This window comes from Flavobacterium plurextorum (genome assembly GCF_024638035.1).
In the GTDB taxonomy this organism is placed as follows: Bacteria; Bacteroidota; Bacteroidia; order Flavobacteriales; family Flavobacteriaceae; genus Flavobacterium; species Flavobacterium plurextorum.
On sequence record NZ_CP100442.1, the window covers coordinates 205,053 to 229,506 of the forward strand.

At 32.4% G+C, this 24,454-nt stretch carries 25 protein-coding genes; 17 read left to right on the plus strand and 8 right to left on the minus strand.

What is annotated here, in order from left to right:
* Positions 1–12 precede the first annotated feature (12 nt).
* The 7 genes from murB (at position 13) to NLG42_RS01050 (ending at position 5,775) form a co-directional block, all read left to right on the plus strand.
* Entirely contained in the window at positions 13–1,026 is a 1,014-nt protein-coding gene (murB, locus tag NLG42_RS01020) for a UDP-N-acetylmuramate dehydrogenase (protein ID WP_257682762.1), read from the plus strand.
* Positions 1,027–1,145: 119 nt separating this feature from the next.
* Positions 1,146–1,760, plus strand: coding sequence for an FMN-binding negative transcriptional regulator (locus NLG42_RS01025; RefSeq protein ID WP_099720492.1), 615 nt, complete (start codon positions 1,146–1,148; stop codon positions 1,758–1,760).
* 84 nt (positions 1,761–1,844) lie between these two features.
* A complete protein-coding gene (locus NLG42_RS01030; protein ID WP_089057971.1) occupies positions 1,845–2,951 on the plus strand; it encodes a glycosyltransferase in 1,107 nt (368 codons plus the stop codon).
* Entirely contained in the window at positions 2,942–3,493 is a 552-nt protein-coding gene (locus NLG42_RS01035) for an RNA polymerase sigma factor (protein ID WP_089057970.1), read from the plus strand. Before NLG42_RS01030 ends, NLG42_RS01035 begins: the two co-directional genes overlap by 10 nt.
* 154 nt (positions 3,494–3,647) lie before the next feature.
* On the plus strand, positions 3,648–4,478 hold the full coding sequence (locus NLG42_RS01040) for an energy transducer TonB (RefSeq protein WP_089057969.1): 831 nt from the start codon (positions 3,648–3,650) through the stop codon (positions 4,476–4,478).
* 128 nt (positions 4,479–4,606) lie between these two features.
* Positions 4,607–5,350: a DUF4184 family protein gene (locus tag NLG42_RS01045; RefSeq protein ID WP_257682763.1), complete on the plus strand. Its 744-nt coding sequence runs from the start codon at positions 4,607–4,609 to the stop codon at positions 5,348–5,350.
* Between the two features lie 44 nt (positions 5,351–5,394).
* Complete coding sequence (locus NLG42_RS01050) at positions 5,395–5,775, plus strand: PH domain-containing protein (RefSeq protein ID WP_089057968.1); 381 nt, start codon at positions 5,395–5,397, stop codon at positions 5,773–5,775.
* Positions 5,776–5,843: 68 nt separating this feature from the next.
* On the opposite strand, the gene NLG42_RS01055 is transcribed toward NLG42_RS01050, so the two are convergent.
* A complete protein-coding gene (locus NLG42_RS01055; protein WP_089057967.1) occupies positions 5,844–6,716 on the minus strand; it encodes a M48 family metalloprotease in 873 nt (290 codons plus the stop codon).
* Positions 6,717–7,309: 593 nt separating this feature from the next.
* Between NLG42_RS01055 and NLG42_RS01060 the strand changes: the two genes are divergently transcribed.
* The 5 genes from NLG42_RS01060 (at position 7,310) to NLG42_RS01080 (ending at position 13,116) form a co-directional block, all read left to right on the plus strand.
* Entirely contained in the window at positions 7,310–8,014 is a 705-nt protein-coding gene (locus NLG42_RS01060) for a GLPGLI family protein (RefSeq protein ID WP_257682764.1), read from the plus strand.
* A 176-nt stretch (positions 8,015–8,190) separates the two neighbouring features.
* Positions 8,191–8,895: a GLPGLI family protein gene (locus NLG42_RS01065; protein ID WP_257682765.1), complete on the plus strand. Its 705-nt coding sequence runs from the start codon at positions 8,191–8,193 to the stop codon at positions 8,893–8,895.
* Between the two features lie 75 nt (positions 8,896–8,970).
* Complete coding sequence (gene lipA / locus NLG42_RS01070) at positions 8,971–9,837, plus strand: lipoyl synthase (protein ID WP_089057964.1); 867 nt, start codon at positions 8,971–8,973, stop codon at positions 9,835–9,837.
* Between the two features lie 85 nt (positions 9,838–9,922).
* Positions 9,923–10,921 carry a type I glyceraldehyde-3-phosphate dehydrogenase gene (gene gap, locus NLG42_RS01075; protein ID WP_089057963.1) on the plus strand — a complete coding sequence of 333 codons (999 nt, stop codon included), beginning with the start codon at positions 9,923–9,925 and terminating at the stop codon, positions 10,919–10,921.
* 26 nt (positions 10,922–10,947) lie between these two features.
* Complete coding sequence (locus NLG42_RS01080; protein WP_099720487.1) at positions 10,948–13,116, plus strand: tetratricopeptide repeat-containing hybrid sensor histidine kinase/response regulator; 2,169 nt, start codon at positions 10,948–10,950, stop codon at positions 13,114–13,116.
* Positions 13,117–13,125: 9 nt separating this feature from the next.
* Here the strand turns inward: NLG42_RS01080 and NLG42_RS01085 are convergent, their stop codons facing one another.
* Together NLG42_RS01085 and lpxK are read right to left on the minus strand one after the other, a co-directional pair.
* Entirely contained in the window at positions 13,126–13,938 is an 813-nt protein-coding gene (locus NLG42_RS01085) for a purine-nucleoside phosphorylase (RefSeq protein ID WP_257682766.1), read from the minus strand.
* Positions 13,910–14,935, minus strand: a complete 1,026-nt coding sequence (gene lpxK / locus NLG42_RS01090; protein WP_257682767.1) for a tetraacyldisaccharide 4'-kinase — start codon at positions 14,933–14,935, stop codon at positions 13,910–13,912. Before lpxK ends, NLG42_RS01085 begins: the two co-directional genes overlap by 29 nt.
* Before the next feature lie 96 nt (positions 14,936–15,031).
* Between lpxK and NLG42_RS01095 the strand changes: the two genes are divergently transcribed.
* From NLG42_RS01095 to rluF, 5 genes are all read left to right on the plus strand, one after another.
* On the plus strand, positions 15,032–16,126 hold the full coding sequence (locus NLG42_RS01095) for a Nif3-like dinuclear metal center hexameric protein (RefSeq protein WP_257682768.1): 1,095 nt from the start codon (positions 15,032–15,034) through the stop codon (positions 16,124–16,126).
* 3 nt (positions 16,127–16,129) lie between these two features.
* Positions 16,130–16,909, plus strand: coding sequence for a zinc ribbon domain-containing protein (locus tag NLG42_RS01100; RefSeq protein WP_089057958.1), 780 nt, complete (start codon positions 16,130–16,132; stop codon positions 16,907–16,909).
* Positions 16,910–17,092: 183 nt separating this feature from the next.
* Positions 17,093–17,953, plus strand: coding sequence for an alpha/beta fold hydrolase (locus NLG42_RS01105; protein WP_099720484.1), 861 nt, complete (start codon positions 17,093–17,095; stop codon positions 17,951–17,953).
* Positions 17,954–18,027: 74 nt separating this feature from the next.
* On the plus strand, positions 18,028–18,372 hold the full coding sequence (locus tag NLG42_RS01110; protein WP_089055862.1) for an antibiotic biosynthesis monooxygenase family protein: 345 nt from the start codon (positions 18,028–18,030) through the stop codon (positions 18,370–18,372).
* A gap of 259 nt (positions 18,373–18,631) precedes the next feature.
* Entirely contained in the window at positions 18,632–19,456 is an 825-nt protein-coding gene (gene rluF / locus NLG42_RS01115) for a 23S rRNA pseudouridine(2604) synthase RluF (RefSeq protein WP_099720483.1), read from the plus strand.
* 47 nt (positions 19,457–19,503) lie between these two features.
* Here the strand turns inward: rluF and NLG42_RS01120 are convergent, their stop codons facing one another.
* The 5 genes from NLG42_RS01120 to NLG42_RS01140 form a co-directional block, all read right to left on the minus strand.
* Positions 19,504–20,889 (minus strand): DUF4153 domain-containing protein, encoded by a 1,386-nt coding sequence (locus NLG42_RS01120; protein WP_257682769.1) that lies wholly within the window; start codon positions 20,887–20,889, stop codon positions 19,504–19,506.
* 58 nt (positions 20,890–20,947) lie between these two features.
* Positions 20,948–21,238: a winged helix-turn-helix domain-containing protein gene (locus NLG42_RS01125; RefSeq protein ID WP_089055859.1), complete on the minus strand. Its 291-nt coding sequence runs from the start codon at positions 21,236–21,238 to the stop codon at positions 20,948–20,950.
* 4 nt (positions 21,239–21,242) lie between these two features.
* Entirely contained in the window at positions 21,243–21,857 is a 615-nt protein-coding gene (locus NLG42_RS01130) for a hypothetical protein (RefSeq protein WP_257682770.1), read from the minus strand.
* A gap of 315 nt (positions 21,858–22,172) precedes the next feature.
* Complete coding sequence (locus NLG42_RS01135; RefSeq protein WP_257682771.1) at positions 22,173–23,141, minus strand: magnesium transporter CorA family protein; 969 nt, start codon at positions 23,139–23,141, stop codon at positions 22,173–22,175.
* Positions 23,142–23,507: 366 nt separating this feature from the next.
* Positions 23,508–24,395, minus strand: a complete 888-nt coding sequence (locus NLG42_RS01140; RefSeq protein WP_089057952.1) for a bifunctional 5,10-methylenetetrahydrofolate dehydrogenase/5,10-methenyltetrahydrofolate cyclohydrolase — start codon at positions 24,393–24,395, stop codon at positions 23,508–23,510.
* Positions 24,396–24,454: the final 59 nt, after the last annotated feature.

Below are 24,454 nucleotides of genomic sequence, written 5' to 3' on the forward strand. Positions count from 1 at the left end.
AGCCTTTTATTTATGGAAATCCAATCCAATTTTTCTTTAAAAAACTACAATACTTTTGGCATCGAAGCCAAAGCAAAAAAATTTGCTGCCGTTCATTCACTTGCTGAATTAAAAACCATTTTGGAAGAAAACAAAAATGAGGAAAAATTCATTTTAGGCGGAGGAAGCAATATGCTTTTGACTAAAGATATTGAGGCGTTAGTTATTCATATTGATTTAAAAGGAAAAAAAATCATTAAAGAAGACGATGATTTTGTTTGGGTTGAAAGTCAGGCTGGCGAGACTTGGCATGATTTTGTGCTTTGGACAATCGACAACAATTTTGGCGGTTTAGAAAACATGTCTTTAATTCCTGGAAATGTTGGTACAACTCCGGTACAGAATATTGGTGCTTACGGAACTGAAATCAAAGATACTTTTGTTTCTTGCGAAGCAATGAATATTGCAACTCAGGAAATGAAAACTTTTACTAATGCTGAGTGTAATTTTGGATACCGTGAAAGCATTTTCAAAAATGAAGTAAAAGATCAATTCATCATTACTTCGGTTGTTTACAAATTGACCAAACGCAATCATAAAATCAATACATCTTATGGCGATATTTTAGCTGAATTGGCTAAGAAAAACATTACTGAACCAACTTTGAAAGAGGTAAGTAATGCTGTAATTGCAATTAGACAAAGTAAATTGCCTGATCCAAAAGAACTAGGAAACAGTGGAAGTTTTTTTAAGAACCCAATTTTATTAAAATCTGATTTCGAGAAAATTCATCAAAAGTTTCCTGATATGAAGTTTTATGAAGTTTCTGAAACCGAAGTAAAAGTTCCTGCAGGATGGCTGATTGAACAAGCGGGATTAAAAGGAAAACGTTTTGGAGAAGCTGGAGTTCATAAAAACCAAGCTTTAGTTTTAGTAAATTACGGCAATGCAACAGGACAGGAAATCTTAGCCGTTTCTAAAGAAGTTCAGAAAACGGTTTTTGAGACTTTTGGAATTCATATTGAAGCAGAAGTAAATGTGATTTAAAAGTGTAAATTTCGTTAAGCGATATGAATTTACTTTTGTCAGACTGAGCGAAGTCGAAGTCCTCATTAACATAAAAACATTTCGACTTCGCTCAATGTGACAAACCCAAAAAACACAATATGTACACACCTGACTTATACAAAAACGAAAATCCTGAAGAGATCAGAGCTTTTTTAAAGGAGAATAGTTTTGGAATTCTGATTAATCAAACTAACGGGAAATTGTGTGCAACTCATATTCCGATAGAACTTGAAATAAATTGTGACGGAAAAGAAATTTTGCAAGGACATATTTCAAAACTAAATCCTCAAGCAGAAGGCTTTAAAGAAAATGATCAAATTCTAGCGGTGTTTACAGGACCACACAGTTATATATCTTCATCTTGGTACGATCATGAAAATGTACCAACTTGGAATTACATAGCCGTACATGTTTATGGAAGAATTAAAATTGTTGACTATGAAACTTCGGTAGAACAACTAAAGAAACTAGTAGATAAATACGAAGCAAATTCAGAAAATCCTATTAGAGTTGAAGACTTATCTGTTAAAACAATGCGTGAAGCTCGTGGAATTTTTGGTTTTGAAATAGAAATTGACGAAATTCAGGCAACTAAAAAGTTATCACAAAATCGAGACGATCACAATTATAAAAACATAATAACGGAATTAGAAAAGACTGAAAACCCTCAGTCTATTGCTGTTGCGAAGGAAATGTTGAAATGCCGAAAGTAAATGTGTATTAATCATTGAAAATTACTAATTCATAACTACCTTTGTTCTCGCAAAATTTCAGATATTAATAGACATTAAAACCATATGCTTATAACTTTATTTTACTTCTTTATTGCTATTGTTTTTATTCAAGTTTTCTACTACTTAGGAATTTTTGGAAAGTTTGCATTCGCTAAACCTCAAAATATTACACCTAAAAAAATTCCGGTTTCAGTTATTGTCTGCGCAAAAAATGAAGAAGAAAACGTAAAGAAATTTATCCCATTATTAGCTGAACAAAATTATCCTGATTTCGAAATTGTTTTAATTGATGACGCTTCCAGTGATGAAACTTTAGAGGTTTTTGAAGAATTTGAAAATCTATATCCTAATATTCGTTTGGTTAAAGTAAAAAACAACGAAGCTTTTTGGGGAAATAAAAAATACGCTTTAACGTTAGGAATTAAAGCAGCAAAAAAAGATTATTTATTGTTTACGGATGCTGATTGTTATCCAACTTCAAAAGAATGGATTACAGCAATGACTTCGCAATTTACAATGAATAAAACTATTGTTTTAGGATATGGTGGTTACGAAAAAATAGAGCGTTCATTACTGAATAAAATTATTCGTTTTGAGACTATTTTAACTGCAGTTCAATACTTTTCATGGGCTAAAGCAGGATTTCCATACATGGGAGTTGGAAGAAATTTAGCTTACAAAAAAGAAGAGTTTTTTAATGTCAATGGTTTTATTGAGCACATACAAGTTCGTTCTGGCGATGATGATTTATTTATTAATCAGGCTGCAAATAAAACGAACACAACCATTTCTTATACTCCAGAAAGTTTTACTTACTCTAAACCAAAGGAAACTTACAAAGAATGGTTTACCCAAAAAAGAAGACACGTTTCTACGGCTGAATATTATAAATTTTTCGACAAATTTCAGTTGGGAATTTTCTTCTGCTCGCAATTGTTTTTCTTTTTGTCGGTCATAATTCTGCTTGCTTTTCAATTTCAATGGATTGCAGTTTTAGCTATTCTTGCAACCCGTTACACCATAGTTTGGACTGTTATTGGGTTTTCTGCAGGAAAATTAAAAGAAAATGATATTAAAATTTGGTTTCCCGTTGTAGAAATAGCGCTTATATTCACGCAAATTAATATCTTTATATCTAATATCTTTTCAAAACCTGTATATTGGAAATAAATTCTAAAATAGAAAAAGCAAAAAAAGGCGATCAAGCCGCCTTTACTTTTTTATTAGATTATTATTGGAATGAAGTTTACAGCTTCATGCTTAAACGAACAGAAAACGAAACGACTGCCGAAGATATTACCATTGAAACCTTTTCGAAAGCGTTTGACAAAATTGCTTCTTACAATTCTGAATTTCAGTTTAACACTTGGCTGATTGCTATTGCCAAAAATGTCTATATTGATTTATTGCGTAAAAAGAAAACTAGTCTTTTTATAGAAATTACCGATGCCGAAGATCAGCAGGCTTATAATATTGCTGACACTACTCTCTCTGCTGAAGATGCTTTGATTAACGAGCAAAACCTGTCTCGACTGCTTCTGTGCATTAAAGAACTAAAACCTCATTATCAAGAAGTAATTCAACTGCGTTATTTTCAAGAAATGACGTATCAAGAAATCGCCAGTAAAATAGACGAACCTTTAAGTAATGTTAAAGTAAAGTTACTTCGTGCTAAAAAATTGTTAGCAGAAATCATTAATCGTAACAGATAATTTACTATCTTTAAGAAAAGAATGACACATTATCTTTTTTTTTCTTAAAAAAATTACTTTAACACACTAAAACATCAACTTCTGCGTTGTTTGTCAAAACCCTAATTCTTATTGCGTATGATTTAAAGTTACTTAACCTTAAAACCCAAAAATCATGTCTAAATCTAGCATCTATGAAAACAAGTGGATTGATCTTGTTTTCGAAAACAAAAACAAAGAGTACGGCGCGTATCAATTACGCCAAGAGAATTCTAAAACTACTATTACAGCTCTATTCATGGGATTGTTGTTACTAGCAGCCTTAGGAAGCGTATCGATGCTGATTAATAAATTTAGGACACATGATCCTGTCGAGGCAACACCAATTACAGAGCCATTGGTAGTTGTGCAAGTCAACACAGAGCCGATTAAGGTACAGCCTGAACCTCCTGCACCAATCGCACCACCTCAACAAACGGCTGCAACACCAGTAACTGAAGCTTTGCAATTGACAAATCCAGTTGTTACTTCGGCTGCTCAAGCAACACCAGAAATCGCTACAAATGCAAACAATGCTCCAATAGTAGAAAATACTACAGGAACAGGCACTAGCGTCAATGTTTTGCCAGGGACAGGAAACACAGGAAACCCAGGAACTTCTGAGCCAATTGACAATGGAAACGGCATTGTGAACACAAGTGTTTTAGACAAAATGCCAGAATTCCCAGGTGGAATGGCTAAATTCTATGCTTATGTTGGAAACAACTTTAACAGACCAGAATTGGATGCTGAAAAAACATTGCGAGTGTATGTTTCATTTGTAATTGAAAAAGACGGCTCAATTACAGACATCCTAGTAAAAAACGATCCAGGTTACGGAATGGGGAAAGAAGCGATTAGAGTTTTAAAATCATTAAAAACAAAATGGACTCCGGGAATACTAAACGGTAAAGCAGTAAGAACTGCCTACAATCTCCCGATAACAATAAAAACAGAAGCAGAATAAAAATAGAAAAGCAGAATTTAGGTTCTGCTTTTTTTATGCTTTTATACCACTCCGGAATTAAAAATATTAGTTTTTTATTGATTTATTAATCTTATTTTTAACGCAGTAAAAAACTAATACCTTTTACAATGCCATTTACTTTTGCCCATCCTGCAATAATTTTACCGTTACAATTTTTAAACAAAAAATGGTTTTCATTAACTGGATTAGTTATTGGCAGCATGATCCCTGATTTTGAATACTTCATCAGGATGCGCATTCAAAGTATTTACAGTCATACCATAGCTGGCGTATTTTGGTTTGATTTACCTCTAGCGCTGCTTATTTCTTTTATTTTTCATAATAAAGTTAAAAATCTGCTTTTTCAAAATTTACCTTATTGCTTCCAATCAAGGTTCTTAATTTTCACAACATTTAATTGGAATAACTATTTCAAACAAAATTGGATTGTAGTCCTCTTTTCAATTCTTATCGGCACTGCATCCCATCTTCTTTGGGACAGCTTTACTCATGACAGCGGCTACTTTGTAAATCATATTACTTTATTACAAAACTCTGTTTATATATTCGGTATCGATATTCCGATCTTGAAAATAGCACAACATCTAAGCACATTGGCAGGGGGAGCTATTTTATTTTTTGCAATTTTCAAACTTCCTAAAAATACTATCTCAAAAAAAACTGTCAACAAAAATTATTGGCTTGTAACATTCTTATTTTTTGTCTTAATTTTAATTTTACGTTTTTCTGCAGGTATTGGAATTAAGGAATATGGAAATATTATCGTTTCTATAATTTCGGCAGCTTTACTTTCACTAATACTAACTTCTATTTTTTTAATGCAAAAACATCGAATAAAAATTAGCAAATAAATTACTTTTACATACTTAATATTCAAAAACTAAAAAATAAAAAAATGGGAATATTTTCAGCCCTTATGGGTAATGCAGGTACTGTCACTCAGGAAGATTTGCTTAAAAAGTATGGTCAGTTATTAACTGATAATGAAGAAATTGAAATGGGTTTTAAATTAATCCGTGATACTTTTATCTTTACCAACAAAAGATTAATCTTAGTTGACGTACAAGGATTAACAGGAAGCAAAACCGAATATAAATCTATTGCTTACAAAAGCATCACTCGTTTCAGCGTAGAAACTGCTGGAACTTTTGACCTTGATGCCGAATTAAAAATATGGGTTTCAAGCGAACTGAATCCAAGTATCGTTAAACAGTTTAACAAATCTGTAAATGTTTATGACGTTCAAAAAGTTTTAGCGCATCACGTTTTAGGCTAACAATAGTATACAAAAAAAGAGAACGGCAGATCATACGATCTGCCGTTCTCTTTTTAAACTAGAAATTATTATTTCTTTTTAGTTGCGGCTTTTTTGGTTGTAGCTGCCTTTTTAGTCGTTGCCGCTTTTGGAACCGTATTATCTATTTTTTGCTGTACGTATGGTTTATACAAACCATCTTTTTCAGCTCTTTTTTTCGCATCATCTGCTCTTTTCTTAGAATCTGGATGCGAACTCATCATTTGATCAATAAAAGAAGCTTGAGCTCCTTCGCTCATTTTAGCCAAAATTCTAAATGCTGATTCTTCTGCATTTACATCATAACCATTTTTCTTCAAGAAATTATATGAAAACAAATCCGCTTCGCTTTCTTGTTTACGGCTGTGTTTACTGTCAATCATGGCACTTCCAATTTTCCCTAACTGACTATCAGTAAGTGAAGATATTTTTGCTGATTGAGAAGAAACTCCATCAATCACCGCTTCTTTTTGGTAAGCTGCACGCATTGCATCTCTGGAATCATTATTGGCAACGTGACCAATTTCATGACCTATTACAGCCAGCAATTCGTTATCATCCATAATATCCATTAAACCCGAATATACACGCACACTTCCATCTGCAGTAGCGAAAGCATTCACATCTTTAACTTTGTATACTTTATAATTTAAAGTATATCCATCACCAGCAGTATATTTTCCAAACACTCTGTTCAATCTTAGTGTATAACCATCAGTTGGTCCAGCCACTTCATTTTCAGCATCCATTTTTGCAACTGCTTCTTTAGATAAAGCCGCTGCATCAGCATTCGTTAATGTAAACGCTGTTACTCCTTTTTGAACCGCTCCAATTGCTTTATCACCTAAATTAATTTGTGCATTTGTTTTTGTAAATCCAAAAGCAGCGAACAAAACCCCTAATACAATAAATTTCTTTTTCATATTTCTAAACATAATTATTATTTAACAACAAATGTATTACAATAAAATCCTATTTCATTTCACGGAAAGCTACTTTTTTTCAAACAAATTAAAGATATAAATTTTTGATGAGCTGCATAACGATCTACAGCTATTATTCATAACACTTAACGGCATAAAATACAAAAACGGCAGGTTCTTTAGAGAATTCGCCGTTTTTACATTTTACAGAGAGATTCAGCAACTGATTCTTCAACCAAAACCGCTGTATCAGTATCACTAAAAGTATATCCACGAACAACTTTACCTAATATCCGATAGTATTTATACATTCATTACAGTAAAACTAAAAGCCGTCAGTAAAATCCCTAATACAATAAATCTCTTTTTCATGTTTTTTCAAACTTTAAATTAACAGCAAAATTACTGAAGGAAAAATTTCGCATCGCCTTGAAACGCTAAACTCGTAGCAGAATAAGACTAAATTTAAATTTTCAAAATCAAGCTAAAACATTAAATAAGAATAGAAAAACAAAGTAAACAACTTAAAACTTGAATTAATTATCTTACTTTTATTCTCTTACAAAAACAACCAAAACCATATAATTAAAATTATGAATAGATACATTCTTTTTTTTCTTTTTATTGCCTTTCAAGTCAATTCACAGAGCATAAAGGCAACTTATATAAAAACTACCATTAAGTCAATTGGTAAAGTAAGCGAAAGCCTTACTAATACGATCAAACCAAAAACATATACTTATTCTTATGCCGATAAAAAATCTATTACAGAACTAATCCCATCACAAAAATCTTCTATTGATACTTCACACATAGAAATTGGAGGACGCAAACTTGAAACCTTCCATCAAATTGATCTCCCTACAACTGACATAACATTTAAAAACCAAAATAACAAATCAATACGAAAAGAGTATACTATCAGCGATAAAGATTTTAGCGCAGAAGAGAGACTTACCGACTACGAATGGACATTTGCAGACGAGACAACTATTATCAATGGATATACTTGCAAAAAAGCAACCTCAACAAAATCATTAGCTCCTATTACCGCATGGTATGCTGAAGAAATACCAGTCAATGACGGACCAGGGTTATACTGGGGATTACCAGGGTTAATACTAAAAGTAGAACTGGGAGATTATTCGCTTATTACTGTCGATAAAATTATAATTAGCAATGAAAATATTGAAATCAAAGAACCAGAAATTAAAAGCAGACCCGTTTCCGTTATTCAAATGTACAAGGACGTCAATACTTATCTAGATTCAATAAGTCCTCTTGCAAAATATAAATAATATTTTGTCTTGTTAAAACGCTAAACTCATAGCAGAATAAGACTAAATTTAAATTTTCAAAGTCAAGCTAAAACATTAAATATGAATAGAAAAACAAAGTAAACAACTTAAAACTTGAGTTAATTATCTTACTTTTATTCTTTTACAAAAACAACCAAAATCATATAATTAAAATCATGAATAGAAACATTCTTTTTTTTCTTTTTATTGCTTTACAGGCCAATTCACAAACCATAAAAGCAACTTATACAGAAAAAATACTTAAAACAATTGGAAAAGAAAGCAGAGCCATTTCTAATGAAATTAAACCTAAAACATTTACTTATTCTTATGCTGATAAAAAATCTATTACTGAACTAATCCCATCACAAAAATCATCTATTGATACTTCACATGTAGAAATTGGAGGTCGTAAGCTTGAAACCTATTATCAAATTGATCTCCCTACAATTGACATAACCTTTAAAAACCAAAATAACAAATCAATACGAAAAGAATATACTATCAGCAATAAAGATTTTAGCGCTGAAGAGAAACTTACCGACTACGAATGGAAATTTGCAGACGAGACTGCTGTTATCAATGGATATACTTGCAAAAAAGCAACCTCAACAAAATCATTAGCTCCTATTACCGCATGGTATGCTGAAGAAATACCAGTCAATGACGGACCAGGTTTATACTGGGGATTGCCGGGTTTAATACTAAAAGTAGAACTTGGAGAATATACAGTTGTTACAGTTGATAAAATTGTAATCAGTAACGAAAATATTGAAATCAAAGAACCAGAAATGAAAACCAGACCAGTTTCAATTCGTCAAATGTACAAGGACATCAAAACTTATCTAGATTCAATAAGTCCTCTTGCAAAATATAAATAATATTTTGTCTTGATAAAACGCAATACTATAATCTTATTGTCAACTTCCGTATCTTTGTACTTTGAATTATGATATATGGAAACAGTCATTGAAAACATACCACCTGCAAAACCTAAATGGTTGAAGGTAAAATTACCAATTGGACAAAAATATACTGAACTTCGTGGTTTAGTCGATAAATACAGCTTAAATACAATTTGCACCTCTGGAAGCTGCCCAAATATGGGAGAATGCTGGGGAGAAGGTACTGCTACTTTTATGATATTAGGAAACGTCTGTACTAGATCTTGTGGTTTTTGCGGTGTTAAAACCGGCAGACCAGAAACGGTAGATTGGGATGAGCCTGAAAAAGTAGCTCGTTCTATAAAAATCATGAATATCAAACATGCTGTTATTACAAGTGTTGATAGAGATGATTTAAAAGACGGCGGTTCAATAATTTGGATTGAAACGGTAAAAGCGATTCGCAGAATGAATCCGAATACTACACTTGAGACTTTAATTCCGGATTTTCAAGGAATGGAAAGAAATCTTGATAGAATTGTGGAAGCAAATCCAGAAGTAGTTTCGCATAATGTTGAAACTGTTCGACGTTTAACTAGAGAAGTTCGTATTCAAGCAAAATATGATCGCAGTTTAGAAGTTTTGCGTTACTTGAAAGAAAAAGGAATAAACAGAACTAAATCTGGAATCATGTTAGGTCTTGGAGAAACGGAAGAAGAAGTTTTTCAAACTATGACCGACCTTCGAAATGCAAATGTTGATGTTGTTACTATTGGACAGTATCTACAACCCAGCAAAAAGCATTTACCTGTAAAAGAATTCATTACACCTGAACAATTTGCTCGATATGAAAAATTTGGTCAAGAATTAGGTTTCAGACATGTAGAAAGCGGCCCGTTAGTTCGTTCTTCTTACAAAGCTCAAAAACACATATTATAAAAGGTTATTTGTTTAACTGTTTAATCGTTTAATCGCAGTGATAAAACGATTAAACGGCTGAACGATTAAACAAATAAACAAAATATTGAAAACAAGAATTGCTATTAATGGTTTTGGAAGAATTGGAAGAAACTTATTCCGACTGCTTCTAAACCACCCTGAAATTGAAGTTATTGCAATTAACGACATTGCCGATAACAAAACCATGTCGCATTTAATAAAATACGACAGTATACATGGTGTTTTACCATTTAAAGTATCTCATGATGAAAATGGGATAATTGTTGATGATAGACACTTTTTGTTTTTTCATGAAAAAAGCATTTCTAACTTAGATTGGAAAAGTCATTCTATCGATTTTGTTATAGAATCAACGGGAAAATATAAAACACACGAAGAATTAAATGCACATATAGAAGCTGGGGCAAAAAAAGTAATACTCTCTGCTCCTTCTGAAGTAGACACGATAAAAACTGTTGTTTTAGGAGTAAATGAAACTATTTTGGATGGAACCGAAGACATTGTTTCAAATGCAAGCTGTACAACAAATAATGCGGCTCCGATGATAAAAATCATCGAGGAATTATGCGGAATTGAGCAGGCTTACATTACAACAATACATTCATACACAACCGACCAAAGTCTTCACGACCAACCACATAAGGATTTACGCCGTGCGAGAGGCGCAAGTCAATCAATTGTTCCAACAACTACAGGTGCAGCTAAGGCATTAACAAAAATTTTTCCTAAATTGCATGAAAAAATAGGAGGCTGCGGCATTCGTGTTCCAGTTCCTGATGGTTCATTGACCGACATAACGTTTAATGTAAAACGCGCTGTCAGTATTGAAGAAATTAATAAAGCATTTGAAGAAGCCTCAAAAACAAATTTAAAAGGAATACTAGATTATACTGAAGATCCTATCGTTTCTGTTGACATAATTGGCAACACGCATTCATGTCTTTTTGATGCACAACTTACTTCTGTTATTGATAAAATGGTAAAAGTTGTGGGTTGGTATGATAATGAAATTGGATATTCATCGAGATTAATAGATTTGATTTTACTGATAAGAAAAAAATAGAATTCATTGTAAAAGCATTGCAATACATGAAATACCACATTCTTATTCTGGTTTGTTTTTTTAATTCATTTTTGTATTCTCAAACTAAAAAGAATACGGATAGTGTTTCCTATTACAATAAACTCGCCAACAAAAATCTCAGTAATAAAAAATACAATACAGCTGTTTTTTACACTCAAAAATCAATTGATTTTTGTGAAACGCATCACCATACTCAAAATCTTGCTAACCAAACCTTTAAGCTTGGAAAAATATTTTATAATCAGCAAAAATATGATGAAGCTTTAAAGAACTTTCACAAAAGTGTTTCTTCATTTGACAGTGTAAAACCTAATTGCACAAAAATTTTGGCACTGCATTATATTGGTGCCGCAAACACGGCAATGGGCAACTACAAAACCGCCGATATATATTACGCAAAAGCTCAAGACCTTTTAAAAGAACTAGGAGTTGTTGACAGCGCCGAAGTTCTCACCTATCAAAAAGCAATGGCGTTTAAGTCAAATCAGAACTTACGCTTAGCTGCCAAAACTTTACAAAAAATCACCAAAAAACCTGATAATCCTGCTATTATAAAAACTAAAAGCAGCTCTTACTATCAGCTAGGATTAATTGAAACTGCACTTAAACGAAATGATTCTGCTATAATTTATTTTGACAAAGCTTTAGATTATAATGCGCAGACAAATGATCTTTCGCAAAAATCTAAAATTGTTTTAGCAATAAGCCAGTATTACAAAAAAAATAGAAATTTTGATCTTGCTTATTCGTATTTAGATGAGCATTATCAATTAGAAAACTATATTTTAAAATTAAAAAATGCCAAAATTGATTTTAATGAATACCAAAAATTCAAAAAAAATCAATCTTTAAATAATAGTATAAAACGCGAAAGCGAAGAAAAAATTCAATTAAAAACATATCGATACTCTAAATTAGTCAGTATTTTGGCAATTGCTTTAATTTCGATTTTATCGCTTTTGAGTTTAGCTTTATACAAAAACAATATCATTCGAAATCAAAACAACCTGCTTTTACGAGAGAAAAATAAAGAATTAATTCTAGCTAAAAACAAAGCTGAAAAGGCTTCAAAAGCCAGATCAGAGTTTTTATCAACGGTAAGTCATGAACTTCGTACACCGCTGAATGCGATTAATGGAATCACCCATTTATTACTCGAAGATGATCCGAAAGAAACACAATTAAAATACTTAGAATCCTTAAAATTCTCAGGAAATTACCTTACTACTTTTATCAACGAAATTCTTGAAATCAACAAAATCGATTCTACTAAAGTCGAAGTTGAAAGTATCAGCTTTAATTTGAAAGAGCTTCTTTTTAATATTCAAAGCTCTCTAAAAGAATTGGCTACTGCCAATAAAAATTATTTCAATCTTGAAATAGACAAGTCAATTCCCGACAATTTAATTGGTGATCCTACTAAATTGTCTCAAATTATATTGAACTTAATCAACAATGCGCTGAAATTCACTCAAAACGGACATGTAAATGTAATTGCAAAATTGTACGCTGAAGAAGAAGATACGGCAACGGTTTATTTTGAAATTGTTGATACTGGAATTGGAATTCCTGAAGATAAATTACAAAGCGTTTTTGAAAGTTTTTCGCAAGGATCAATAGAAGTAAATCGTAAATATGGAGGAACTGGACTTGGACTTACTATTGTAAAAAAACTAATTGAACTTTTGGGCGGCGAAATTAAATTGAAAAGTGAAGTTGGCAAGGGATCTACTTTTACTTTTAAATTAGATTTTAAAATCAATAAAGAACCTTTGGAGGTTGTACAAGAAGAAAAAACATACGATGATTCTCAATTAAAGAACAAATCAATTTTACTGATTGAAGACAATAAAATCAATCAGATGATTACTCGAAAAATGCTGGAGAACAAAGCTATAACTTGCGAAATTATCGATAACGGAGAAGAAGCTGTTGAGCTTTTAAAAGTAAAGCGTTTCGATATGATTTTAATGGATGTTCATTTACCAGGTATTAACGGAACAACAGCAACGCAGCAAATTAGAGAGTTTGATAAAACAACTCCTATTATTGCGTTGACTGCGATTTCGCTTGACGAAAACAGAGATATGCTTTTATCCTACGGAATGAATGATGTTATTACAAAACCATTCGTTCCAGATGAGTTTTACAGCACAATCGCCAAGTTTTTTTAAAGTAAAAACTTAATATTCTAAAATCAAGTTTTTTATCAAAGCTCTTACTTGAGGTTCAGCCATTTTTGCGGCTTCAAGAACTTCGTCATGAGAGATCGTATCTATACTTTCCTCATTACCCATATCGGTAATTACTGAGATTCCAAAAGTTTCTACATCCATGTGGCGTGCTACAATAACTTCTGGCACAGTTGACATTCCTACGCAGTCTGCGCCAAGAATTTTAACCATTTTATATTCAGCCAAAGTTTCAAAAGTAGGTCCCTGCAAACCAAAATAAACTCCATCATGAATTTCGATATTCAATCTTGATGCAATTTCTTTCGTTTTGGCAATCATTTTTCGAGAATAAGGCTCACTCATATTAACAAATCGAGGTCCAAAACGTTCATCGTTTTTACCGCGCAAAGGATGTTCCGGCGCAAAATTGATATGATCTTTAATAATAACAATCGAACCTACTTTATAAGCTGCGTTTACGCCTCCCGACGCATTTGAAACCAATAGTTTATTAACTCCCAAAAACTTCATTACCCGAACTGGAAAAGTAACTTCTTCCATCGTGTATCCTTCATAAAAATGAAAACGACCTTGCATCGCAACCACTTTTTTATCTCCAATAGTTCCAAAAACTAAAGCACCTTTGTGCCCTTGAACTGTAGACACAGGAAAATTAGGAATTTCATCATAAGGTATTGTAAATGCTATTTCGATATCATTTGTAAAACCTCCTAAACCTGAACCCAAAATCACCCCATATTCTGGCTCGAATTGTGTTTTTGACTTTATATAACTAACTGTTTCTTGAACTTTTTCCCACATAATTTAAAATTGTTTTATCAAAATTATTTTGTTCCCCGAGGAAAGAACTTCTTATAGGCAAATAAAATAATTGCGATACAATACTGGTGTCCCTTAAACGAACATAATCTTTCTCGGTTGTAATAATTTTATGTTTTTTTGCTTTCTCTGCGATTGTTGTAAGATCTTTTTCTGTAAAATGATGATGATCTGGAAATGTAAGACATTCATCATCTTTAGATTTTAAAAAATCAAAAAAGGGTTTTGGCTTTGCGATTCCTGCCAAAAGTAATTTTTGTTCATTTTTAATTTCGTCGACTGTCAATTTCTCTGTTTGAGAATAAACACAATCATCATAATCTATAAAGGTAAAATATAATTCTTGTGATGCTTCCAGTTTTAACTTTCTTCTAATATTTTGCTGTTGAGATTCATCCAATTTAGCAGGACATTTTGTAACAATAACAATATTGGCTCTTTTTGCTCCACTTCTAGCCTCACGCAGATTTCCTGTTGGCAGCATAAAATCATCCGCATACAAATCACCATATGAAGTAAGTAAAATATAAAAACCAGCTTTTACTTTACGGTGCTGGTAGGCATCGTCTAGTAAAATCACTTCTGGTTTTTCTCGCTGCGAGAGCAATTGAGTAATTCCGTTTGTACGATTTGCATCAACGGCAACCTGAACATTTGGAAATTTTTGATAAAACTGAAACGGTTCATCACCTAATATTGAAGCATTTGAATTTGCATCGGCCAAAACAAATCCTTCTGACTGACGTTTGTAGCCACGACTTAAAGTCGCCACTTTATATTTGCTTGACAATAATCGAATCAAATACTCAATTTGAGGTGTTTTACCAGTTCCTCCTACACTTAAATTTCCAACCGCAATAACAGGAATATCAAATGAAGTCGATTTAAGAATTCCTTTATCAAAAAGAAAATTTCTAATTGATGTGATTAATCCATACAAAATTGCAAAAGGAAAAAGTATTTTTCGAAGTATATTCATTTTACGAAAGTATAATTTTTTTCGTTAATTTGTTTCTAGTTTCAGGTTAATGCAGCAGCTAAAATCTGAAATTTAAAACTCGAAATACAAAGAATAATGAAAATCAAAGAAATAGTATTAGTTCTAGAAAAAATGGCACCATTGGCCTATGCAGAAGATTTTGATAATGTTGGTCTTTTAGTTGGAAATACTGAAACCGAAAGCACTGGTGTTTTAGTCTGTCATGATGCATTAGAAACTGTGATTGATGAAGCTATTGCCAAAAACTGCAATCTAATAGTTTGTTTTCATCCCATTTTATTTTCTGGAATCAAAAAAATAACGGGAAAAAATTATGTTGAACGCGCCATTTTAAAAGCAATCAAAAACGACATTGCTATTTATGCCGTTCACACTGCATTAGACAATCATTCTGCAGGCGTTAATAAGATTTTCTGTGATGCTTTGGGATTAACCAATACTAAAGTTCTGATACCGAAACAAAATTTCATTCAAAAATTGGTAACCTATACCACTCCAGATAATTCTGAAAAAGTTCGTAATGCCATGTTTGAAGCCGGCGCAGGAACTATTGGTAATTATGATAATTGCAGTTTTAATACTGAAGGTTTTTTTACTTTTAAAGGAAACGAAGACAGCAATCCTGTAATTGGAGAAAAAGGAAAATTACATACTGGAACGGAAATAAAAATTGAAGTTATTTTTGAAAAACACTTACAATCTAAAATTCTTAAAGCACTGTTTGCTAATCATATCTACGAAGAAGTCGCTTATGAAATTTACGATCTTCAAAATGCACATCAAAATATTGGCCTGGGAATGATTGGCGAGTTTGAAACTGAAATGAATGAAAAAGATTTTCTTCATTTTGTAAAAGAAAAAATGATAGCTGACGGAATACGTCATTCTGCTTTTTTAGGTAAGAAAGTAAAAAAAGTAGCCGTTCTAGGTGGTTCTGGAAGCTTTGCCATAAAAAATGCAATTATGGCTGGAGCCGATGCTTTTTTAACTGCTGATTTAAAATACCATCAGTTTTACGAAGCTGAAAATCGATTACTTTTAGCAGATATTGGTCATTTTGAGAGTGAACGCTATACAAAAAACTATATTGTTGATTATCTTCGAAAAAAAATCCTTAATTTTGCCATCATTTTATCAGAAGAAAATACAAATCCAGTTAAGTACTTATAGAATATGGCGAATACGAAAGAATTAAGTGTTGAGGACAAGTTAAGAGCAATATACGATTTACAGCTTATTGACTCTAGAATTGACGAAATCAGAAACGTACGAGGTGAGCTTCCTTTAGAAGTGGAAGATTTAGAAGATGAAGTTGCAGGTTTAAGCACGCGTTCAGAGAAACTGAAAAGTGAACTTGAAGTAATTGAGGAGCAAATCAAGTCTAAGAAAAATGGTATTGATGAGCATAAAGAGGTTATCAAAAAATACACAAAACAACAAGAATCAGTTCGTAATAACAGAGAATTTAATTCTTTGACTAAAGAGGTTGAATTTCAAGAATTAGAAATTCAATTGGCTGAAAAGCAAATCAAAGAAATGAAAGCTTCTATCGAGCATAAAAAAGAAGTTATTTCTAACTTAAAAGAAAAGCTTGACGCAAAGAGTTCTCATTTAAAACATAAAAAATCTGAACTTGACGCTATCATGGCAGAAACTCAAAAAGAAGAGATCTTCTTATCTGAGAAATCTGCTGAGTTTTCAGGTCAAATTGAAGAAAGATTATTAGCAGCTTATACAAGAATCAGAACTAGTGTTCGTAATGGTTTAGCAGTAGTTTCTATCGAAAGAGGAGCTTCAGCAGGATCATTCTTTACTATTCCACCGCAAACTCAAGTTGAGATTGCTTCTAGAAAAAAAATCATTACTGATGAGCACTCTGGAAGAATTTTAGTTGACAGCGCATTAGCTGAAGAAGAAAAAGAAAAAATGGAACAATTGTTCTCAAAATTCTAAATAGAAGTCCCGATTTAATCGGGACTTTTTTTTTATATTTTTTTGCCACGATTTATACCAATTTTCACTAATTTTTAATTTGTTTCTAGATGGAATAAAAATTCGTGCTAAATTTGTGTAATTCGTGGCGAAACTTTTCTAGATCGATTCCCGAATATTATTTTTACCATTAAATTATTTACTTTGGGAATTAAAAAAGGAATCCGTTTTATTACTTTAAAATCTGTTGGGCAATACATTAACTTTCTAAGTTATGTTCGCCCTCAAAAAGCTGTTGAGCTTTCTTACGCCCTTTTTAGTCAGCCTCGAATAGGACGATTGCAAAAAGAAGCACTCCCAAAAATCTTGCGACATACAGAAACGGAAACTTTTAACCTTAATGAACATCATTTTCAAACATACATCTGGAAAGGAAACGAAACTAAAATCTTATTAGTTCATGGCTGGGAAAGCAATGCTTCGAGATGGAAAAAAACGCTTCCGCATCTTCAAAAATCAGGAAGTACCATTATAGCAATTGATGCTCCTGCCCACGGTCAAAGCAGCGGTAAAGAATTTAATGTTCCGCTTTATGCCGAATTTATAAACAAAGCGGTAAAAAAATACCAGCCGACAATTATAATTGGTCACTCGATTGGCGGTGCAGCCTGCGTGTATCACCAATACTTGTTTCCGAATACGAGTATAAATAAAATGGTTATCCTGGGAGCTCCATCAGACTTGAAAACTTTAATTGATAACTATATTTCAATGTTAAGTCTGAATACTAAAATGTTCTCGCTTTTAGAAAGTAAATTCTTAGATCGATTCAATTTTAAGCTGGAAGATTTTTCAGGACAAAAATTTGCTTCTGAATTTAATGTCGAAGGTTTTATTGCGCATGACACTTCAGATGATGTCGTTGCTTTTGAAGAAGGCAAAAAAATTCACAGTAACTGGAAAAACAGTCAATTTATCGAAACTAAGGGCTTAGGCCACGGAATGCACGATGATGAATTGTACAACAAAGTGATCGAGTTTCTTTTTTCTGAAGGTACAAAGTAATAGAGAATCAGGGGAACAAAGGTTTTTCTTATTTTGTATTTTATTTCTAATTCATAACATTTAATTCAAAAAAAATGATTGCTGTAATTTTTGAAGTTATTCCTAACGAAGGAAAAAAAGAAGAGTATTTAGATATTGCAGCAAAACTGCGTCCGGAATTAGATCACATCGAAGGTTTTATCTCAATCGAACGATTTCAAAGCATTAGTAATCCTGAAAAGGTTTTATCATTGTCTTTTTGGAAAGACGAAGAAAGTATTCAGCAATGGAGAAATCTTGAAATGCATCGTCACGCACAGGCAAAAGGACGCAATGAAGTTTTTAAGGATTATCATTTAAGAATCGCAACTGTTGTTCGTGATTACGGAATGTTTGATCGAAAAGAAACTCCTGAGGATAGTTCTCAATTTCATAAATAAGGTGCAAAGTTGCAGAGGTTCAGAGGGACAAAGTTTTTTTTAATGACTAAAGTAATCACTTTGCATGCCATTTTGAAAGAAAAAAATCCGCTTAAATCCGCGTCTTTTCGAAGCAAATCCGTGTCATCCGTGTTCTATAAAACGTTTGTAAAGATTTCGTTCCTCAAAAAAATAAGATTGTACAAAATTTACAATCCAACAATCTAAAGTCTGAAATCTAAAATTCTAAGAAGTCTAAACTTTTGCCTATTTTTGCAGTATGGAAGAGAATTTAAAACGTTTGAATAAATTTATTGGCGAAACTGGCTATTGTTCGCGTCGTGAAGCTGATAAACTTATAGAGGAAGGACGTGTTACAATAAATGGTGCTGTACCTGAAATGGGAACTAAAGTTTCACCTGATGATGAAGTGCGCATTGACGGAAAACTAATTGTTGAAAAGCACGAAAAACTGGTTTATTTAGCATTCAACAAACCTGTTGGAATTGAATGTACCACTAATCTTGAAGTTCGAAATAATATTGTTGATTACATCAATTATCCCAAACGAATTTTCCCAATTGGGAGGTTGGATAAAGCCAGTGAAGGTTTAATTTTTATGACTAATGATGGTGATATTGTAAACAAGATTTTACGCGCTAGAAATAACCACGAAAAAGAATATACGGTTACGGTAAATAAACCTATCACGGAGCGTTTTATTCAGCGAATGGGAAATGGTGTTCCTATTTTAGACACTGTTACTAAAAAATGTAAAGTAGAACAAATTAGTAAATACACTTTCAAAATCATTCTAACACAAGGATTAAATCGTCAGATTAGAAGAATGGCAGAATATTTGGGTTATGAAGTTACGGCGTTAAAACGTATCAGAATCATCAATATTTCTTTGGACATTCCTGTTGGAAGATACCGCGATTTGACTGATGATGAAATTAAAGAATTAAATCAGTTAATTGAACCTTCGAGTAAAACTGAAGAAGCAAGTTTACCGAAAGTTGAAACTCAAAATAAGCCTACTAATAGAAGAACAACCTTTATTTCTAAACACGATCCTAGATTTAAGAAAAGAGGAGAAAACTAAATACTAAAATCCCATATGTTCTAACATATGGGATTTTTTATTTCTATTTACTTTTTATCCAAAAAATCATAATACAAAGCTTTAGACAGAAAGTTTGCTTTCTGATAATTCAAAATCGATTCTTCTCTAATAGCTTCAGGATATTTTCCGTTCAAATTATTTCTCTTGAAATACTCACGTCGAGCATTATCGTTAAAATTCAATTCGCTTAAAAAAACGGGCTCAACACCTTTGTTTACTGAAATATTGTAATTGGTTATAAGATTTCCCCAATTCACAAAACTGCAAACTAAAATTGTTCCGTAGAAATACCAAACCATTTGATTGACTAAGTAAGCATTTGTTTTTTGTTTTGCAATTTTTAAAAAAGTATAAACCAAACCTATAATTGCTAAAATTAAAAAAGCATAAACTCCCAAACGTTTATATGTTAATCCAAAAGAGGAAACATACTCTGAGTTTTTGATAATAGTACTAACAATCAAAACTGCATTTAGAATAATCCAGATTTTAGCTAGTCTTTTTAAAGATGTTGCTTCTTCATCGAAATTGAATCCGCCTTTAAAATAAAATAAGATTACACCAACGGCCATCAAAATTGAAAAAATCACAGCATTTACACGCTCGTGTGTATCAGCGCTTAAATTTGCTTTATCTGCAGCTTCAAAAAACTGCTCGTAATTATATGTTCCGATAAAAATTAAAAGCAAAATATTAAGCAGTACCAAAGTAATTACACCGCTCTTTCTTTCGAAATCAAGATCTAAAAATGAAAATGTACTTTGACTCTTTACTTCAGAAATATTAGTAAACTCATTGTCCAACTTTGGATTAAACTCATAACAAGCATCTGGAACCCAATAATTCCAAAAACTAAATGAAATATAGAACCCAAGTATTGTAATTAAGATTAGTTGAAAAATATCGATATCTAAAGTATAATCTGTAAACAATGAAGAGAAATGATTACTTCCAAAAGAATAAACGATAAAAAACAATCCCAAAAAGACAACTGGAATAACGACAAAAGCTACTAATTTTTTAGCAAAGTCATTATGAATTTTTCGCTCAGGCAGCCATTGACTAAAGATAAAGATACGCCCAATTGAAGTAAATCCGTTTAAAAAAATCAATGGAAAGATCTGTACTATTTTAAGTTCTCCATCCTGAGTTTTAAACTGTAAAAAAAGAACTGAGAACGCTAAAGCGAAAAAGGAAGCGGCATCTCCATACCACGCAAAAGCGAAGCATGACAATATTGATGTGATTACCAAAATTAAATGCGATCTATCAACAAACTTCTCTTGAAAGAAGTAACTAGTTAACAATGTTAAAATTACACCAAAAACACCAATATTAACTCCTGGATTTTGATTGTAAAAAAGTAACGTAAAGACCACTGTACAAACTAAAATAATTTGATGCTTTTTCATGATTAAATAATTAAAAGTACTTTGTGTTTCAAAGTAATTAGACAAAAAAATATAGTTATTAAGATTTCATTAATTTTTCGAGGTAAGAAAGGTGTTCTTTAAACGCCGCGCGGCCAAGCGGTGTTACTTGATAAGATGTTTTAGGCTTTTTGCCGACAAATTCTTTCTTAACTTCGATATATTGTGACTTTTCTAATGCAGAGGAATGACTTGCTAAATTACCATCGGTGATATTTAAAAGCGTTTTCATCTCGGTAAAATCTACCCAGTCGTTAACCATCAGAACGGACATAATACCCAATCTGACACGGCTTTCAAAATCTTTATTTAGTTTATCAATAATTCCCATTAGGTTATTTGTATTTTTTGAACATCACTAATCCGTATACAATATGCAGGATTCCAAATCCAATGATCCAAAATATCAATCCATATCCAATATAAAAAAGCGAAATACATCCTAAAACAAGTTCAGAAAAACCTAAATACTTTATGTCTGAAAAAGTATATTTTTCTGCATTTACAACTGCAAGTCCATAAAATATCAAAGTCGATGGCGCAACTAAACCATAATTTCCATGATACATTAAAGCCAGACAAAATATACCTCCCACAGCAAGTGGAACAGCAAGATTAAACAACATATTTTTTGTTGCTGATGTCCAAATTGGCAAATTGTATTTTCGGCTTTTTCTGATTGTAAAAAAGGCTCCAAATACAAAAGCGCAGACTAATATTACGATCCCTGTAAAAAATAAATGAGAGACCAAACTACCTGAAAGCAAAATATGTTCATCTGTAAAATACTCAATACCATTAAGCTTAAATAGCTGATACACGTATAATCCTCCTATCAAGGCTGAAAGTCCAGCAAAGACTCCCGAAAGTCCGCTTAACGATATAAATCTTGAAGAACGCTCCATCATGGAACGAATGTGTGCTAAATCTTCTTGGTGTTTCTGACTCATAATAAAAGTACTTTGCATTACAAAGTTATTGTTTATTTTGAATTGGCAAGTAAAAAGTATAAAATATTTTCGAGAATAATATTGATTTCTTAAAAGATATGGTAGCTATGCAAGAAAACACGAGGTCTGGTAAAGTGCGTGAGGGATAGGAATAAGCTGCCGAAGCAGCGTGGATAGCCCGACCGTATTTGCAAAAAGGCGCACATATGCGTAAAGATTGGAGCGCCTTTTTGCAAATACGGTCACGCCCTATATATAAAATGAAAAAACCCATTCTTACGAATAGGCTTTTATATTATTTTCAATTCTTAATTTCTAAAACCATCTTTTCTTTTTGAACAAAAAGACGCCAAAAGCTGAAAATAAAAATGAGACAAAAAGAATAATCCAAATACCGTATTTGCTTTCTTCAAGACCATTTGGCACATTCATTCCATAAACACTGGCAATTAAGGTAGGAATCACAAGAATGATAGAAATTGAGGTCATCTGTTTCATAATATCATTCATATTATTAGAAATTACAGATGCATAAGCATCCATCATTCCTGTTAAGATGTTACTATAAATATTGGCTGTATCCTGCGCCTGGCTTAATTCGATTTCTACATCTTCTAACAAATCCGGATCGTAGCTTGCTTTATGTGCTCGCAGATTTTTTATACGATGAAATAAAACATCGTTTGCCTTTAATGAGGTAATAAAAAAAACCAAACATTTCTCGATTTGGAGTAATGCCTGCAATTCTTCATTTTTTATTGACTTCTCTAAATTATCTTCGGCTAGTTTTATTTTCTGATTGATTTGTTTTAGGTATTTTAAATACCAAACACTTGATGACAATAACAATCTTAGAACCCAATCTAAATTGTCTTTGACTTGAATGTTTTTACGTCGTGAATACAACATAAAATCATATATGATCTCTGTTTTGTAAAATGTAATTGTGACACAAACATCGTCTTTAAAAATTACGCCAAGCGGAATGGTTTGAAAAGGAAGTTTAATATCGTTGCTTTTTACGGGAACACGCATGATAATAAGCGTCCAGCCGTCTTCAATTTCTATACGGGGTCTTTCGTCGATATCCTCTATATCATTGTAAAAAGCTTCGGGAATTTGAAGTTCTTCGAGTAAGTATTTTTTTTCTGTTTCTGATGGATCTTCAATATTAATCCAGCAGTTTGGAGTCCACTTTGAGACTTCTAGTAATCCGTTGTCATTTGTGTAAAAGGCTTTCATTTCAAAATACAGGGTGTTATCACAGCATTTTGAAATTTTCAAAAGCTGCTTTTAATTTAATACTAACGAATAATAATCGTCCATTTGGGCATGTGTTTTTTAAGTGGTGCAAAAGTATTCTTTATTTTTAAGAACGAAAACTTTAAACTACTAATTAAATATTAAAATGGACCTTTGCGCAGAATTTAAACACATAGAAACATAGATTTTGTAACTGTAAAAAAGGCGTTTCACTTTATTTAAACAAACATAGCTGGAGTCCGAGTAAACTATGTGAAAGAAATTTTTTTCTCTTTTGCATTTCTTTTTTGAAAATTAAATTCTATGTTTCTATGTGTTTAAAAAATTAATGCAATAAAAAAGCCTGTTCTATATAGAACAGGCTTTTTTATATATTTTTAGGCCATTTTATTTGTTTTTTGCACTTCGCATTTTGCGTGCTAAAAGTGTATTTTTTAATAACATTGCAATTGTCATTGGCCCTACTCCACCAGGAACTGGGGTAATGAATGCAGCTTTTTTGCTTACTCCGTCAAAATCAACGTCACCTTTAATAACATATCCTTTTGCGTTTGACGCATCTTCTACACGAGTAATTCCAACGTCGATAATCGTTACTCCTTCTTTTACCATATCCGCTTTTAAAAATTCAGGAACTCCTAAAGCTGTGATAATAATATCCGCATTTTTAGTGAATTCTTCTAAGTTTTTAGTACGGCTGTGTGTTAAGGTAACTGTCGAATCACCTGGATTTCCTTTACGGCTCATCAAAATACTCATTGGACGCCCAACGATGTGGCTTCTTCCAATTACAACTGTATGCTTTCCTGAAGTTTCAACTTTGTAACGTTCAAGCAATTCCATAATTCCGAAAGGTGTTGCTGGAATAAAACTTTCCATTTCAAGCGCCATTCTACCAAAGTTTGTTGGATGAAAACCATCTACATCTTTATCAGGATCGATCGCTAATAAGATTTTTTGCTCGTCGATGTGTTTTGGTAACGGTAACTGAACGATGTATCCGTCTAAATTGTCATCTTCGTTTAACTCTTTAATTTTAGCTAACAATTCCTCTTCGGTAATTGTTTCCGCCAGACTCACTAAAGTTGAATCAAATCCGATTTCCTGACATGATTTTACTTTACTTCCTACGTAAGTTAAACTTGCTCCGTTGTTTCCAACCAAAACTGCTGCTAAATGAGGTACTTTTCCTCCTGCGGCTTTTATGGATTGAACTTCGGCTGCAATTTCGTTTTTAATGTCGTTAGATGTTTTTTTACCGTCTAGTAGTTGCATTTTGTTATTTCAAGTTTAAAGTTTCATGTTTCACATTATTTGTGAAACTTAAATATTTA